General features: G+C 61.2%; 14 protein-coding genes. 3 read left to right on the forward strand and 11 right to left on the reverse strand.

Translation table 11 applies throughout. The features are described 5' to 3' along the window. The first annotated feature begins 84 nt into the window (after positions 1-84). Positions 85-996 (forward strand): GntR family transcriptional regulator, encoded by a 912-nt coding sequence (locus tag LOX95_RS08285; protein WP_242913998.1) that lies wholly within the window; start codon positions 85-87, stop codon positions 994-996. 60 nt (positions 997-1056) lie between these two features. Here the strand turns inward: LOX95_RS08285 and LOX95_RS08290 are convergent, their stop codons facing one another. After that, on the reverse strand, positions 1057-2553 hold the full coding sequence (locus LOX95_RS08290) for an aldehyde dehydrogenase (RefSeq protein ID WP_242913999.1): 1497 nt from the start codon (positions 2551-2553) through the stop codon (positions 1057-1059). Positions 2554-2783: 230 nt separating this feature from the next. On the opposite strand from LOX95_RS08290, the gene LOX95_RS08295 reads away from it, so the two are divergent. Further along, on the forward strand, positions 2784-3995 hold the full coding sequence (locus LOX95_RS08295) for an FAD-dependent oxidoreductase (RefSeq protein WP_242914000.1): 1212 nt from the start codon (positions 2784-2786) through the stop codon (positions 3993-3995). 61 nt (positions 3996-4056) lie between these two features. Here the strand turns inward: LOX95_RS08295 and LOX95_RS08300 are convergent, their stop codons facing one another. Next, a complete protein-coding gene (locus LOX95_RS08300) occupies positions 4057-4356 on the reverse strand; it encodes a hypothetical protein (RefSeq protein ID WP_242914001.1) in 300 nt (99 codons plus the stop codon). 33 nt (positions 4357-4389) lie between these two features. Further along, the gene (locus tag LOX95_RS08305) at positions 4390-5205 is read right to left on the reverse strand and encodes a maleate cis-trans isomerase family protein (RefSeq protein WP_242914002.1); all 816 of its coding nucleotides are present in this window, start codon (positions 5203-5205) and stop codon (positions 4390-4392) included. 119 nt (positions 5206-5324) lie between these two features. On the opposite strand from LOX95_RS08305, the gene LOX95_RS08310 reads away from it, so the two are divergent. Beyond that, positions 5325-6449 (forward strand): class I SAM-dependent methyltransferase, encoded by a 1125-nt coding sequence (locus LOX95_RS08310; RefSeq protein ID WP_242914003.1) that lies wholly within the window; start codon positions 5325-5327, stop codon positions 6447-6449. A gap of 133 nt (positions 6450-6582) precedes the next feature. On the opposite strand, the gene LOX95_RS08315 is transcribed toward LOX95_RS08310, so the two are convergent. From LOX95_RS08315 to LOX95_RS08350, 8 genes are all read right to left on the reverse strand, one after another. After that, complete coding sequence (locus tag LOX95_RS08315; RefSeq protein WP_242914004.1) at positions 6583-8757, reverse strand: TonB-dependent receptor; 2175 nt, start codon at positions 8755-8757, stop codon at positions 6583-6585. 212 nt (positions 8758-8969) lie between these two features. Further along, positions 8970-9779 carry an alpha/beta fold hydrolase gene (locus LOX95_RS08320; RefSeq protein WP_242914005.1) on the reverse strand — a complete coding sequence of 270 codons (810 nt, stop codon included), beginning with the start codon at positions 9777-9779 and terminating at the stop codon, positions 8970-8972. Further along, positions 9776-11224, reverse strand: a complete 1449-nt coding sequence (locus tag LOX95_RS08325) for an FAD-dependent oxidoreductase (protein ID WP_242914006.1) — start codon at positions 11222-11224, stop codon at positions 9776-9778. Before LOX95_RS08325 ends, LOX95_RS08320 begins: the two co-directional genes overlap by 4 nt. A gap of 46 nt (positions 11225-11270) precedes the next feature. Beyond that, entirely contained in the window at positions 11271-12842 is a 1572-nt protein-coding gene (locus LOX95_RS08330) for an ABC transporter substrate-binding protein (protein ID WP_242914007.1), read from the reverse strand. Next, a complete protein-coding gene (locus LOX95_RS08335) occupies positions 12805-13698 on the reverse strand; it encodes an ABC transporter ATP-binding protein (protein ID WP_242914008.1) in 894 nt (297 codons plus the stop codon). The genes LOX95_RS08330 and LOX95_RS08335 overlap by 38 nt, the downstream gene beginning before the upstream one ends. Beyond that, positions 13695-14510: an ABC transporter ATP-binding protein gene (locus LOX95_RS08340; protein WP_242914009.1), complete on the reverse strand. Its 816-nt coding sequence runs from the start codon at positions 14508-14510 to the stop codon at positions 13695-13697. The genes LOX95_RS08335 and LOX95_RS08340 overlap by 4 nt, the downstream gene beginning before the upstream one ends. Next, complete coding sequence (locus LOX95_RS08345; protein ID WP_242914010.1) at positions 14507-15319, reverse strand: ABC transporter permease; 813 nt, start codon at positions 15317-15319, stop codon at positions 14507-14509. Before LOX95_RS08345 ends, LOX95_RS08340 begins: the two co-directional genes overlap by 4 nt. After that, a complete protein-coding gene (locus LOX95_RS08350) occupies positions 15316-16251 on the reverse strand; it encodes an ABC transporter permease (RefSeq protein ID WP_242914011.1) in 936 nt (311 codons plus the stop codon). Before LOX95_RS08350 ends, LOX95_RS08345 begins: the two co-directional genes overlap by 4 nt. Positions 16252-16499: the final 248 nt, after the last annotated feature.

Here is a 16499-nt window from a genome sequence, read left to right on the forward strand (position 1 = left end):
CACTCGCGACAGGGAGCCGTTTCCACTGTCGCATGATAAATAACGATATTATTTGTATTTGCGCATTCTCCGCGACATGCGGTAATGCGCGTTCAGTTCTTAATTTCCTCGGCCGCGTGCTTTCATAATTTGGCCGTCGAGATCCCAGGGTCGCGACTTGAAAGGGTGGCAATTTTGCAGCGTTCAGCTGAATCCGGGAGTGGTGGCTCGCGTCGTAGTCTCAAGGCGCAAGGAACGGGCAGCAGCCTGCCGGTTTACCACCAGCTTAGCTCTATCTTGCGACAGCAAATCAAGGATGGTGTCTTCTCGTCGGGGAAGGCCATGCCTTCCGAGATGCAGTTGTCGCAAACCTATGATGTTTCGCGCGTGACCGTTCGTCGCGCCCTCGAAACCTTGGAAAAAGAAGGCTTCATCGTGCGCCGCCATGGCGTGGGCACGTTTGCCGCGCCGCGTCCGGAGACGGCCACCAGCACGATCAACCGTGTATCCGGTCTGGTCGAGAACCTGATCACGCTGGGGCTGGAAACGACGGCGCAATTGCTGTCGTACGTACCCGATGCGCCAACGCCACCAGTTGTCTTGCAAGCCCTACGTCTTGAGCCCGGGGACACAACCCTGCGTATCGAGCGTCTGCGCTTCTACAAAGACAAGCCGCTGTCGCTGTCTCTGGTCTATGTGCCGCATGACTTCGCCCATCTGGCTCCCGAGCATCTGATCGACGACCGGCCGATCATCCGGCTGCTGGAAGATGGCGGTCTGCGCCCTGACCGTGCGGAGCAGACCATCAGTGCTGTTCCGGCCGATGACGAGGCCGCTGCACGTCTGAATGTCGGGATCAGCATGCCCTTGCTGCGTATGCGCCGGACGGTGTTTAGCGTCGACGGCCACCCGCTGGAGCATCAGGTCGGCCTGTATAACCCCGACCAGTACGAGTATCACATGATGCTCACACGCGATAATAGCTCGGCCCGCCCGCAGTGGCGCCATATCGGCTAATCTTCCGCGTGCGGTAAGACAAAAAGAAGGGGCGATCCGATAGATCGCCCCTTTGTTGTATCAGGCCCCGAACTTGCGCAGCGGCACATCGGCGATGGGGATTGTTGTGGTCTTTTCTTCGGTGAAGAACGCCATAGAGGAGGTCGCACCGTCGCGGCCCAGACCGGAATCCTTCACGCCACCGAACGGGGCGCGGAGCTCGCGCACCATCGGAGTGTTCACCCACATCAGACCGGTGCGGATGGCCTGACTGACGCGCAGGGCCTTGTCGACGTTCTGGGTCCACAGATAGCCGACCAGGCCGAACTGGCTTTCATTGGCCATGCGAATGGCGTCTTCGGCGTCGGAGAATTTCACGAAGGCGGCGAAGGGGCCAAAAATCTCTTCCTGACACACGCGGTCTCCGTTGCTGGGGGCCAGCACAGCCGTCGGTTCGATGTAGTAGCCGTCGCGATCCAGCGCCTTGCCGCCGGTGAGCAGGGTTGCGCCCTGTGACTGGGCAATGTCGACGTAGGACAGGATGTGTTCGCGGTGGCGTGCCGAGGCGATAGGGCCGATCTCCGTCTCGTCCGAGAGTGGATCACCCACCTTGATCTTACGGGCGCGCTCGACAAAGCGACCGACGAAATCGTCAAAGATCGAGTCCTCGACCAGAATGCGCGAACCTGCGAGGCATTGCTGGCCGTTGTTCGAGAAGATGGAAACCAGCGCACCGTCCAGCGCGCGTTCCTGATCGGCGTCTGCGAAGATGATATTGGCCGACTTGCCACCCAATTCCACTGCGGCAGGCTTCAAGCGACGACCGGCGGCCTGCATGATGGTGCGGCCCGTTTCGGTCCCACCCGTGAAGGCGATCAGATCTACGTCTGAGTGATCAACGAGTGCCGAACCGGTGGTCTGGCCCCGACCGTTGACGAGGTTCACCACCCCCACAGGGGTGATCTCGTTAATGATCTCGACCATGCGCGCCAGCGAGAGCGGGGTCTGCTCCGACGGCTTCAGGATGCAAGTGTTGCCATAGGCGATGGCCGCCGCGACCTTCATCGAGGCCAAGGCCAGCGGCGAGTTCCATGGCGCAATCAGAGCGGCTACGCCGACCGGATGGCGGGTGACGAAGGTCAGATAGTCTTTGTTCTGTTGCCAGACCTGCCCGGGTTGCTGGCTGATGACCTCGGCGAAGAAGCGGAAGTTGTAGGCGGCGCGCACGACCTGACGGCCCAGCACGTCACGGCGCACGATGCCGGCGTTCAGGGTCTCCAGCGTCGCCAGTTCATAGGCATTGGCATCGATGGCATCGGCGATACGGCACAGGATGGACTGGCGCTCTTCAATCGCCATCCCTGACCATTTCGGATCGTTGAAGGCACGTCGGGCCGAGCGGACAGCGCGGTCAACTTCGTTGGCGTCGGCCTCCTGAAGCTCTGAAATGATCTGGCCGTTACCGGGATAGAAGGTCGGGATACGGTGTCCGCCCTGATCACCTACCCACTGGCCGTCGATAAAGCTGGTGACCAGTTTTGGAGCGAGGTCGAACGGGTTGGACGTGCCGGTAGCCATTACTCAGTTCCTGTACGGTGCCGTCAGGCAGTATGATTAGTGGTCTTAAACCTAATACGTCTTAAACGTGACGGGCAAGACCAAGACTGGCGTTATCAAAAGCCTGATCGCGTTCAAAGCGCAAATATCGTGCGCGGATGCGGCGAAAGCGTTGCAGGCTCCAAAAATAGTGTTGTCGTGCCATCGGATAATGTATTACATCGAATACAAGTTAGATTTCGGGGTGAGTTATGGTCCAAGTCGGGGGGCAGATCGACACGCAAGTCGTGATCGTGGGGGCAGGGCCTGTCGGCCTAAGTGCGGCTCTGCGCTTGGAAGGCTTCGGCATTTCGGCAGTTGTGCTGGAACAGGAACAAGTCCTGCCCGAAGATCTGCGCGCATCCACATTCCATCCGCCGACGCTCGATATGTTGGCGCAGTACGGGGTGGCTGACGAACTGATCGCGCAAGGATTGCGCTGCGATCATTGGCAAATCCGCAACCATGACACCGGCGACAAGGCTGTTTTCGATCTGTCCTACCTTGTAGGCGAAACGGACCACCCCTTCCGGCTGCAGTGCGAACAGTTCCGCCTCTGCCGCATCCTGGAGGCCCGGCTGGCTTATGCCCGCCACGTCCAGATCTGCATGGGCGCACAGGTGGTCCGCGTTGATCAGAACGATACCTCTGCCCGCGTCGTGTATGAACAGGACGGGCAAGAATGCACGATCACGGCGAAGTATGTGATCGCTGCAGACGGCGCGCGCAGCACGGTGCGGGGCCTGTTGGGTTGGGAGCTGGAAGGTAAGACCTATCCAGAAACTACCATCCTCGCGATTACCGACTTCCCGTTCGAGGAGCACCTCGAGGGACTGTCCAACGTCAACTATTGCTGGACCGAAGGCGGGACGTTCTCGCTGTTGAAGCTGAAGGATTTTTGGCGTTGCAGCCTGTATCCGAGAGGCGAAGAGAGCATCGACGACGCTCTGGATCCGGCATCAATCGAAGCCAAGCTTCAGGGCATTGTGGCGCGTGAGGAGCCGTACAAGGTTCTGGAAATCCGCCCCTATCGCGTGCACATGCGCATCGCGCCGGACTATCGCAAGGGTCGCGTGATCCTCGCGGGGGATGCTGCCCATATCAACAGTCCGTCGGGCGGCATGGGTATGAACGGCGGCGTTCACGATGCCTTCAATCTGACCGATAAGCTCCATCAAGTTTTGAGCGGTGCCGACGAGGGGCTGCTTGATCTCTATACGCGCCAGCGCCGTCCGATTGCCGAAAGAGAAATCCTCGCCCAAGCGGATAAAAACCGCAGCCGGATGCAGGAACGCGATGGCGAGCGTCGCAAGGCAATGATGGTCGAGATGCAGGCCATGTTGTCCGATCCGGTCCAGCACAAGGCCTATGTCATGCGCTCCTCCATGATCGATGGCCTGCGCAAGGCGGCTTCGATCACCTGATCGGAGCCAAAACCAGATATGGAAAAAGGCCGGATCGCTCCGGCCTTTTTTGTCTGTGGGTTCAGCCCTGGAGTTTTGCGCTGTCGCTCAAGGCGTCAATCTCTTCTTGCAGGACGTAGAAGACACGCTGGGTAAAGGCGGCATGGCGTTGACGGCGCTCTTCCATGTCCTCGGGCGTGGGCTGATAGCTATCGATGGCATCCTTTGCCATCACGCCATTTGCAGCGAGCACCGACTCCAGCGTGACGACGCGGTCGCACAGGGTGGCAACCTCGGCCGTCAGGGCCGTGATAATTGCTGTGAGGCGGTCGTTGGCGGTGTCCTCGAAGAAGGTCGGACGCGGTTGTTTGGGAGAGGCCATTTGAACTCCGGAACGGCAATAGGCGATTAGAAATCAGGCTTGGGTGAGGCGTGCAAGCGCCGTGGGGAAACGGGCGGCGAGCCGGTCACGCCAGGCTGCGTCCCGCGCCAGCCATTGCTCCAGCGCCATACCCTGCCCAAGGTCCTCGCAAACCGCCCAAGCGGTCGCCAGGTTGGAGGACAGGATTGGCGTGTCTGACTTCATCGAAGCGACTGCCAGCGCAGGCAGGCTGGGGGCACCGGTGCCGGTGGCCACCACGGCATCGATGCGTTTGACCGACGCAGCTTGTTCCAGCACGGCCAACAGGTCGGACGAGGTCTGGGTATAGATGGGGTGTCCAGCAACCTTTGACTTGGGGGCTTGTAGGACGAATGCGGGCTGGAACCCCTGCGCTTCCCAATAGGCGGTGGCCGGATCGGTCAACGAGGGCGGGTAGGGGCTGACGAGTGCGATCCGCTTTGCGCCCAGTGCGTTCAGCGCGCGCTCGACCGCACGGGCCGCGGCGATAAGGGGGAGGGTGTCGTGACTGCGTTCGAAGGTAGAACCACAGCGCTGTTCATCTGGCAGCAGATAGGACGACCCCGTGCAGGCAAAGGCGACGGCATCCAGCGGCGCGTCTCCAAACGGCTCCATCCAGCGCGGGATCTGCTGCTCGTAGGCCCGCAAGCGCGCGTGCATATCCTGTGATGGCGCAAACATGCGGCCCGTCAGGACATTGAAGTCCGGCGGCAGCAGGGTCGAAATCTCCGGCTCTGACGTCGGATTCTCTGCGGGCGTGAGTAAGGCCACGACCGCCGCAGCCCCCAGATCGGGGCGGGGACTGGCTATGTCTGTGCAACCGGTGTTCATTATGTCTGCCACCTAAGGCCGGAAGCGTTAAACGACGCTTTCGGAGAGCTTGTATTTGATATAATACATCCTAAAGCGCTTTCGTCATGCTAGAAAGTGCATACGCTGGAGGGATGCGCATGATTATCGACCGTACAGCCACGCACGAGATGTTGGCACGACCGACCCATGACGAGGCGGCGCGGACCCAGTATATCGTGCAATTGAAAAACCACCTGCGTCGTTTCGAAAACGCCAACCGCGTTGCGCTGGAAAACCGCGCGGGACCCGCTTTCAAAGTCATAACGGGCCGCGAGCCGCAGACGGTCGAAGACATCACGGCGGCAATGGTCGATGATCCTTTCTACCAGATCTGGAGTGCATTCAGCCGTAGCGCACAGGATGTGATGTGGACCTCGGTCGGCACGACCATCCATCGTGAACTTCCGCGCATGACCGAGGTCGCCGCGCGTCTGGCCAATGCGCCGGCGGGCGGTACGTGCGAGACCAGCCCTGATTTCAAAGCCCCCGCTGACGCCTATGCCGCGCACATCCACGGCCAGCCGGGCGGCTATATGCTGGGTGAAGAGTCCGCGACCGATTTCGTGGCGGGTGCCTTCTACGAGAGCGGCGGCAATGCCTATTCGCTGGGTACCGGTATCGGCATGCGCGACTCCAAGTCGGCGGCCATTATCGAGTTTCTGAAGGCGCGCTATCCCGACTTCAAACCGCGCCGCATTCTTGATCTGGCGTGTTCGTCGGGCGGTGCGACGGTGGGATATTCGGCAGCCTTCCCCGAGGCAGAGGTCTATGGCGTGGACGTGGCACCGGGTTTGCTGCGCTATGCCCACCTGCGGGCCGAGGCTATGGGTCTGAAGGCGCATTTCCGCCAGATGGACGCGGGCGCTCTGGATTTTGAGGACGACAGCTTCGACCTCGTGATCTCGCACAACATGATGCACGAGGTTTCCCGCGAAGCTCTGGGTCGCATCTTCTCCGAGGCGCGCCGCGTGGTGAAGCCGGGTGGTATCGTGGTCCATCAGGATGTGCCGGTGAAGGGCGCGGACTTTACCCCGTTCGAGAAGTTCATCTTCTCGTGGCAGACCAAGAATAACGACGAGCCCTTTTGGGACGACTTCACCGAGGCTCATGTACCGTCGGTGATGCTGGAAGCCGGTTTCAGCCAAGACGAAGTGCTGGAGACGACCGTGAAAATGCGCGACGGCCCGCGCGCCTGGTACGTGGTGTTGGGCCAGAAGACGTAAAACCCGCGAACCTTCCTTGCAGAAAGGCCCCGACCTTATGGATCGGGGCCTTTTTGTTGGGCGGTGAGCGGAGACCAAAAAAGAAGCCCGCAGCGGGTGCTACGGGCTTTTTAGTTTGCTCACCGTCTAAGGTTTAGAAGTTCGCTTCATAGGTCAGGCCGAACTGGCGACCGCGCGGCAGGGAGCCGACGAAGCCGCGTTTCGGGCTGGCAGCGAAGTCCGAGTAGCGGACGATACCGACTGGATCGATGTTGTCGAAGATGTTGCGGCCGAACAGGATCACGCGGTGCGGACCACGCTCCCAGCCCAGCTGGATGTTGGCGGTGTCGCGACCGTCAACCCAAGCGAGGTTGGCGACCTGATCGTATTTCTTGGAGCGGAACGCATAGGTGCCGTCCACGAAGAAACGGTTCTCGCCCATGTACCAAGCGTAGTTGGTGCCCAGCGAGTACTGGATCTTCGGAGCGTTCGGGATGGCATTACCCGAGATGTCGGAGCTGCCGCCGGTCAGGGCCGGAAGGTCCGGATCGAAGGCCTTGGTGTATTCGCTGTCAGCGTAGGCGAAGGTACCGCGCACCAGCCAGTCGGCGGTGATCTTGCCTTGGGCTTCGACCTCGATACCCTTCACCTCGACTTCACCCACGTTGCGGATGAAGGAGACCGTCTCGGTCGAGGACAGCAGGGCGACCTGGGTCATCTGCTGGTTGGTCCAGTCGATGAAGTAACCTGCGACGTTCAGGCGGACACGACGGTCGAACAGGTCGCTCTTGAAGCCGACTTCGTAGTTCCAGGCGGTTTCTTCGCCGTAGGAGCGGTCAGCTGGAGCCAGACGCACGTCGGTGTTGAAGCCGCCCGGCTTGTTACCCTTGGCCACGAGGCCGTACAGCATGAAGTTTTCGCTCTGCTTGTACGACAGGGTCACGCGCGGGTTGGTCGAGCGATAGGTGGCACCGAGGTTGAAGTTGGAGTCGCCACCGGTCAGCGTCAGTTCTTCTTCGGCGACACGCAGTTCAGCGGTACCCGACAGCTTGTCGGTGAAGTCGTAACCGACCAAACCGAAGGCAGCGAGGTTGCTGGTTTCAATGGTGCCGTTGTTCTGCAGCGCATTGGTCACGTAGCGGTAACGGCCGTCCCAGCGATCGCTGTTGAAGTAGTAGGCACCGGCCATCCAGCGCAGGCGCTCGCCTTGCGGAGAGGTGACGCGGAACTCCTGGCTGACGCCATCGATGTCGATCTGGTCGTTCACGTGCAGCGAACCACCCAGCAGGCGGGTCGGTTGGTAGTCGAGGTCGGCCTTACGGTCTTCTTCCGACTTGTTGTACGCGGTGATCGACGTGAGGGTGTAGCCGTTCAGATCGTATTCGGTCGTTAGGCTGAGACGGCCCGTCTTGCGCTCTACACCGCCACCGTCGACTTCATCCAGATTGAAGCCGATCATGTCGGGCGTGACGTTGATCGCGCCGCAATAATACTGGGTGCGCGACGACAGATAGCAGTTGTTCGCCGAGGCGCGCTGCATGGCCATCGGCTCATGGCCGTCGTCATTGTGGGCGTAGGACGCACGCAGCAGGAAGCTGAGGTTCGGGGTCGGGGTGTAGTTCAGCGCCAGCGTACCGCCGACGGTCTTTTCCTGACCCAGCATACGGCCGTCGGAAGAGTCGCCCGGCGCGTTGTTACGGTACTCGCCGCCATAGGTGTAGTAGTTGAACGATGCCTGTGCCGACAGCTTATCTTCCACGATAGGACCCGAGATACCGGCCAGCAGATTGTATTCGTCGTGCTGGGCTGCGGTGGCGCGCAGCAGGAGTTCGCGGTCATTCGAGGGGCGACGGGTGGTGTAGCTGATGGCACCCGAGAAGGTCTGGCGGCCATACAGGGCCGATTGCGGGCCCTTGATCACTTCGATCTGGTCCACGAAGGCCAGTTCGGTCGCGAACAGCGAGTCAGGAATATAGACACCGTCAACAAAGGACGCCGCGTTCGGAGAGCCAAACACGTTGGCCTGACCGCGGATCACCGGACGCTCGAAACGGCGGCCCTGATCCTTTTCGATGTTCAGGCCCGGAGCAACCGAGGAAAGGTCGGCCACTTCGCGTACGCCGCGACGCTGCATGTCCTGCGCGTTCATAGCGGTGATGGCGAGGGGCACTTCTTGTAGGCGCTCGCTGGTCTTGCGGGCGGTGACGATGATTTCGTCAACCTGAACTGCCTGATCTGCACCCGCAGTTTGAGCCATAGCTGGCAGTGCAGCACCGGCAATGATTGCAGCAAGGCTGGTCCCCGCCAGCTTTATTGCGCGAATGGCCATTAAATTCCCCTCCATGCGATCGAGCGCACATGTATTATATATAATACGTTTGAACACTGTACGCCCACCGGTGGTCTGTCAATCACGTAAAGACGTTCGAAGAAACCCAAAAATCAGCGATTTTTCGCGTGCGGCATATGGATCACACCCGTTGTAATCTCAGGTGGTTTTCCTTAGAGGACTGCAATTGCATACCTTTTAGGAGCCGTGGACTACAGCCCGCGCCCTTTAAGGTAGGCCGCGCACGCGCCGGACCAGATTCCAGGCTGTTCAATAATATTCGCGGAGCCTCCATCCAGCGGCGCGATCTGCCATTCGGGATGGATCTTCATAAAGCGTTCGGCGTGGTGCCCGACGGGGTCAAGACGACTGGCAAGGAGCAGGGCTGGACTGGCGATCAACGGCAGAACGGCCTGCAGGTCGAAACGATAGGCGGCGCTGTGGCCGTGATCTTGGGTGATGTCGTTCAGATAGTAAGCCAGATTGGCCAGATGCAGGCTCTCGACCGAGAGACCGGGATCGGCAAACCCGCGCATAAAGGCCCAACGGTCAGCGAAATGCCCTCCACCCTCCTGCGGGCCAAAGGCGCGGTGCGGCGCCTGCTGTCGCTGCGCGCGCTCCTCGGCGGAATATAGCGGCGGATTATCGAGGACCAATGCATGCACCCGCGAGGGAGCCAATACGGCATAGGCGGCGGCGATTAAGGCACCGGTATGGTGACCACCCACGACGGCAGTCTCGATGCCCATCGCCTTGAGGGTAACCTCCAGATTGGCGGCATAGTCTTCGATGGTGGGTGCAAACGGCGGTGCATCGGACAGCCCATAGCCCGGCGTATCCGGCGCGATGACCTGCCAGCCTGCCGCAGCCAGAAGAGGCGCCAGTTTGTGGAACTGCATACCGTTCCATGGCGTCTGATGTAGCAGGACCAGTGGGCGGCCTTGGCCCCATTGTCTGATGTGAACCTGTCCCCACAATCCGGTGACATAGGATCGGCGTCCGGAGAGAAGGGGTGTTGTCATTGGCCTTCCCCTAACGGGATCAGGCGCTGACCCAGAAGACGGCCAAACGTCAGGGCGGGCGTGGCCATCATGCCTCCGCACACGGCGCGTCCCATGGTCTGGCTGGCGCCGATGATCTCGCCTGCAGCCCACAGGCCGCGGATCGGCTGGTCGTCATCGCGGACCACGCGAAGGGACTTGTCTACGCTAAGGCCGACCGCGCTGGAAACGGCCGCGCCTTGCGCGCGGATGGCGTAGAACGGGCCGATTTCAATGGGGGCGGGCAGGTGTTTGCGCCCGAAGAAGTCATTGCCGGAGGCGACGCCGAAATTATATCCGCGAATGGCGCTGAGCAGACCTTCGGTGGCTATTCCCGCCCGGTCGGCCAGCTCTTCCAACGTGTCGGCCTTATAGAAGTACGGGCGGTTATCAGCGAACAGGGCGGCAATGGCAGCGCTGTCAAAACCAGCAATGAAGGGCGGGGCCTGCTCTAGAATGCTTTGGTCGAAGATGACCCAATATCGCTGGTCCGGTTGTTCCAACAGGGCATTTTCGCGGGCGTCCACGGATTCCATATCCTCGCGCACAAAACGGTGGCCATGGACGTTGACGTATATTTCCCACGGAAGGCGCTTCTGAGGATAGGTATTCAGGCGTCCGACCATGCCGGGCTTCGGCTGGTCACTGTCCAGCAGGAAGCCGAAGTTACAGAAGAAGTTCTCGCCCCCCCGCAGCGTACCACCGACAGATTGCCCCAGCGTGTAGCCATCGCCTTGTGAGTGGCGATAGGGCAGGTTGGTATAGAGAGGACGCCCGTTCAACTCGGCATACATCTCCGGATTGGCGGTGTAGCCTCCACATGCCAGCACGGTGCTGGTAGCGTGGAAGCGATGCGCCGCGCCATCAGCATCAGTCGCCTCGACACCGATCACATTGCCTGCATCATCGGTCAGCAGACGGCTTGCACGGTGCTGGAGGCGTACCTCCAAGCGGCCTTCTGAGACAGCCTGTTCGACGGCAGCGACCAGAACCTTGCGCACTGATGCGCCGCCCTGCTGGCCCCAATAATAACGAGCGCGGCTATAGGGTTCGTGGCCTACACCATCCACCGGACAAGCCGGATCGACGTCAAAACCTTGATCCATTAGCCAGTCGAAGGTGTCGGCGGCATTCCATACCGCCAGCCGCACCAAGTCTTCGTTCACCGTGCCCCGGCTGAGGCGCATGATGTCGTCCAAGTGGGCTTGCGGGCTGTCCTCGATGCCGCGCTCTTTTTGCAGGCGCGTGCCCGCGGCGCTGAGCTGGCCGTTGGCGACCCACAGCGTGCCGCCCAGTACGTCTGCTGTATCGAGGAGCAGGACCTTGCTGGACCGCTGGGCCGCAAAGATGGACGCTGACAATCCCGCTGTACCGCCTCCAATAACGATGAGGTCCCAAACGTCGGTCGAGGCGGTCGTGTCAGTCATCGGTAACTCGGGAGTGCACTGGCGGATGGACGCGAAGGCGGTGGCCTTAGCGGTTCAGGGTCATCTCTTCGTAGACGGGAACGCGGTGGCGGATTTTCACATTGCCGACGCGCGGGCTGTAGGCGAACAGGTCGCGGTGCTCGAGCAGGAACACCGAGGGTGCCGCCTCGTGGTACATGCGACCCAGCTTCTGATAGGCGATCAGGCGCTGGTCCGTATCCATGATCTGGCGAGCCTTCTCCAGTTCGGCGGTAATGGTCTCATCGCAGAAGAAGGGCACGCGGCGACCGCAGGAGAAGTCCTCCATGGCGCGGGTCGTGTCGTAATACTGGAAGCTGTTCCATGACAGGGCCAGAGCCTCGCCCGCCCAGCTATTGGCCTGATACTTTGCCAAAAAGTCCGGCATGGTCATGACCTTCAGCTTGGTGTTCACACCCACGCTGCGCCAGTATTCGGCGACGGCCTGCGAGATAAGGTCATCGCCGGGCGCGGCGTCGACCATGACCTCCATCGTCAGGTCGAACCCGTTCGGATAGCCCGCCTCGGCCAGCAACTGCTTCGCTTTGGCCGGATCGTATGGATAGGGGCTGATGGTCGGATCATAGCCGAACACGCCCTCGGCAGCGGGCTGACCCGAGGCCCTGGCCCCTTCGGGCATCAGGGCGACGATGGCGTCCTTGTCGACGGCATAGTTGAGCGCCTGACGGACGCGGACGTCCTTCATCGGGCTGTCGTCAGGGCCGCCGACATTGCGGAAGCTATAGGCTTTGACCTGAGCCGAGGGCGACGACAGGACGTGGTAGCCCTTGCGGTTCAGGCGCTCCAACTCTTCCAGATCGACCAGCGAGAAGTCGATGTCGCCGGACAGCAGCGACTGGGTACGTCCCGCCGCGCTGGGCAGTTCATAGAACACCACGCCCTCGATCTTGGACGGACGCCACGACTTCTCGTTACGCACCAACGTTAGTTGGCGAGACCGTTGGTCCCAGCCCGTCATAGTGAAGGCACCCGTGCCGACAGGCTGGCGAGCGAAGGCTTCCATGCCCATGGACTTTACAGCCTCGGCATCGACCATCATCACAGCGGCCAGACGGCGCGGCAGAACGGGGTCGGGACGGGCGGTGACGATCTCGAGTTCCAGCGGGCCGACTACGCGGGTGGAGGCAATGCCGCGGTTCTCGGCTCCGATCAGGCTGCGTTTGCCTTCTTCTGACGCCAGATAGTCGAACACACCCTTGGCAGCGGCGGCATCAAAGACGCGACCGTTGGAATAGGTGACGCCCTCACGGATTTTGAAGCGCCAGACGGTCGGTTCGACCAGCGTCCATTCGGTCGCAAGGCCAGCTTTCAGTTCGCCATTGTCATCGATAGCGGTCAGGCCATCGAAGATCGCCAGCCAGATCAGCGAACCGGGGCGGCTGTTGCCACGGAAAGGGTTGCCGAGGCTGGAGGGCAGGGAGCCCGCGGCCACACGCAGGACCTGATCATTCTGCGGCGCGGTCGGACCACAGGCAGCGACGCCCAAGGCCGCAGCGCAGGCCATGCCTGCCAGCAAGGATTTGAACGAAGTCATCTTCATCTTACGCCACACCTTCGCCGGACGGGGCCATTCGGGCATCGCCGCGAATAATGTCCATCACCCCGGCCAGAACGCCGTCATCAATCGCCGCACCGTCTTCCAGCAGGGTGGAAAGGCGCGGGTCGGCCAATGCTGCCGTGGGGTTCAGGGCTGCCGCCAGCAGAAGCTGGGTGTAGGCGGTGCGCGGGTGGTAGAGCACCTCAGCGACCGGACCCTGCTCGACAATCTGGCCTGTCTGGATGACGCAGACTTGATCGGCCATACGGCGCACGCTGCGCATGTCGTGCGACACGAACAGCATGGCCAGACCCAGTTCCTTGGTCAGGGACTGGAGCAGGGCCGAAATCTTGTCCTGATTGGCGAAATCGAGTGCCGACAGGGCCTCGTCTGCGATCAGCAGTTGCGGCTCCATAGCCAAAGCGCGGGCGATAGCCAGACGCTGCTTTTGACCACCTGAAAGGGCAGCGGGGCGCAATTCGGCGAGGCGGTCGTCCAGATGCACCAGTGCCAGCAGTTCCTTGATACGGTCCTGACGCTGGGAGGCGGTGCGGCCACCTTTGACCAACAGTGCCTCGTCCAGAATTTGGCGGGCGGTGTGGCGCGGGTTCAAACTGGCACCCGGATCCTGAAACACCATCTGGATGGCGTGCAGCGTGGCCTTGGAGCGTTTGCGCAGCGGCAGCAGCTTTTGCCCGTTCAGCAGGATTTCACCCGCCGATGGGTCGACCAGACCGGCAACGGCGCGCACCAGACTGGACTTGCCAGAGCCGGACTCGCCCACGATGGCGGCTACCTGTCCGGCTGCGAGCGTCAGCGAGGCATCGGCCAGCACCGTCTTCCTGGATGGGCCGTCACCATAGGCGACGCTGACGTCCTTGATCTGCAGCAGGGTCATTGGCCACCTCCGTGCGTAAGCGTGCCAATCGGGGCAGCGGCCAGAAGCTGGCGGGTAAAGTCATGCTGTGGTGCCGACAGGATGGTACGTGTCGGACCTTCCTCGATGATCTGCCCTTCGAGCATCACAACCAGACGGTCGCAGATGGCGGCGGCGGCGGCGATGTCGTGGGTGACCATCAAGCCCGCGCTGTTCGATACCTTGCGGCGCATCAGGGCGAGAATTTGCAGTTGAACCGTCGGGTCCAGCGCCGTGGTTGGCTCGTCTGCCAGCAGCAGGGCCGGATTGTTGATAAGCGCCAGACCGATCATCGCCCGCTGGCGCTGACCGCCGGAAAGTTGGTGCGGATAGGCATCGACGCAGGCGCTGCTCCCGGGCAGATGCATCGACTTCAGAATGTCGATGGCGAGCGCGCGGGCTTCAGCTTTCGACAGGTTCTGATGACGGCGGGCCGATTCAATCAGGATCGAGCCAATGGTTTTGACAGGATTGAACGACGACAGCGGGTCCTGGAAGATCATGCCGATCTGGCCACCACGGATGGCGCGCCATTCCTTTTCGGAACGGTTGTCGATCCGTTGGCCGTCGAGGATGATCTCGCCCGCGGTCATGCGCACGCCGGTCGGCAACAGCCCTGCGATACCGAAGCAGGTCAGGGTCTTGCCCGAGCCGGACTCGCCCACCAGCCCGAGGATTTCGCCCCGACGGATTTGCAGATCGAGCGATGGCACCAGAACGCGGCCACCTTCGACGGCTTCAAGACGGAGGCCTTTGACGTCGAGCGCGATATCGGAATGGGTGACGGCGCTCATCGGGTGATGTTCCGCAGATACTGGCCCAGACGGTGGGCGGATACGATGATGATCACCATGGCGAATGCCGGAGCCAGCGTCAGCCAAGGCGCTTCGAGCATGTAGCCACGGCCTTCGCTCAGCATGGCCCCCCAAGTTGCGGCACCCAGCGGCGCGCCGATGCCGAGGAAGGACAAAGCGCCTTCGGCCACGATCATCTCGGCAAAGTGGAACACCACCAGCACCGACAGGGTGGGGATCAGCGCCGGCAGGACGTGATGCAAATATAGGCGCATCTTGGACATGCCGGTCATCTCGGCGGCCTGGACGTATTCGCGTTGGAACAGGCTGCGGGCCTCGGCATAGACAACGCGCGAGAATACTGGCCACGTCACCAGACCCAGCGTCAGGGTCAGGGCAACAAAGCCGCTGTCACCCAAGATGGCGATGACGGTCACGGCCATGACGAAGGACGGGAAGGACTGGGTAAAGGTCGTCAGCAGGCGTAAGGCCGAGCCCAGAATGCCGCCCTTGTGGGCAGCCAGAATGCCGAAGGCCGAGCCGATACAAAATGCGATGACCGTGGCGCAGAACGCAGCCCCGACCGACCAGCGCAGACCCGTCAGCAAACGGGCAAGTTGGTCGCGGCCCAGCTCATCGGTGCCCAGCAGGTGATCCGGTGACAGCGGTGGCAGCAGACGCGCCGTCAGGTCGATTGCACGGTGGTCGTGGCCGGACAGCGCATCACCCAACACCATGGTCAGGGCGCACACGACACCGACCATGCCCAGCGGCAGAAGGGGGGAGCGGATGATCTTGGCGAGGCTCATTTGTCCGCCCTCGCGCCAACGCGGATGCGAGGATCCAGAATGACTTGGACGGCTTCGGTCAGGGCATTGCTGAGGAAGACCGAGATGACCATGACAATCACCACCGCCTGAACGACAGGGAAGTCGAGGTTCAGCGTGGATTGCACCAGCAACCAGCCGATACCGGGCCATGCAAAGATGGTTTCGATTACGACGAGGCCCGTCAGCATAAAGGCGATCTCGGCACCGATCAGGGCCACGGCACCCAGCAGCGAATTGGGCAGGACGTGACGCCACAGGATCACATTGTCCGATGCGCCGATTGAACGGGCGGTACGCACAAAGTTGGCGTTGAGCGCGGCCCATGTATTGGCTTCGACGACGCGGATCAGCTTGGGCGCGAGGAAGCAGACCACCGAGACGACGGGCAAAATCCACGTCGCCGGACCCGAGAAGCCGATGGACGGCAGCCACTCAAGGCTGGCCGCGAACAGGTTGATCAGCAGCAGGGCGATAACAAAGCCCGGGAAGCCCTGAAGGACCGAGAGAAAGGCACGCACGGGCTTGCGGGATCTCGATGTCTGGCTTTGGCCCAGCCATGCCCCCAGCGGCAACGAGACGATCAGGTTCAGCGTGATGGCCATGGCCGCCAGCATAAGCGTGGCGGGCAGGGCGGCCAGTACCTTTTCCATCGCAGGGGTGCCGTCCAGCAAGGACTTGCCGAAGTCACCCTGTGCAAGACGGAAAATCGTGGAGACGAACTGCGTCACCAGCGGCTTATCGAAGCCGTTCTCGACGCGAATGGCCTGAATTTGGTCAGCCGTCGCGCCTTCGCCCGCCAAAACTATGGCCGGATCGCCCGTCAGGCGAAGCAGGAAGAACAGGACGGTGACGGTCGCCAGCAGCACGAACGCGAAATCGCGAAAACCGGACAGGAGTTTGCGGATAGCCACGGTCACCGGCTCCGGACCGGCCGGCGGATTGCTCCGGCTCTGGTTGCGTAACGCATCATTCCCCCACTCAAGCTACGTTCGCTGAACCTATCTCGCCCAACGCCGCTAGGGTAGTGCTAGCACGTATTCAAACAAATACAACATGCGCGATTTCTCGTTTATAATCGGCGGAAATGCACAGGTTGGTCGCGTGAACACGCAGAGTTTGACGCCAAGCTCAGGCGTTGCGGTTCTCATTGTCGTCCGGA

The organism is Brevundimonas pishanensis (assembly GCF_022750635.1).
Classification (GTDB): domain Bacteria; phylum Pseudomonadota; class Alphaproteobacteria; order Caulobacterales; family Caulobacteraceae; genus Brevundimonas; species Brevundimonas pishanensis.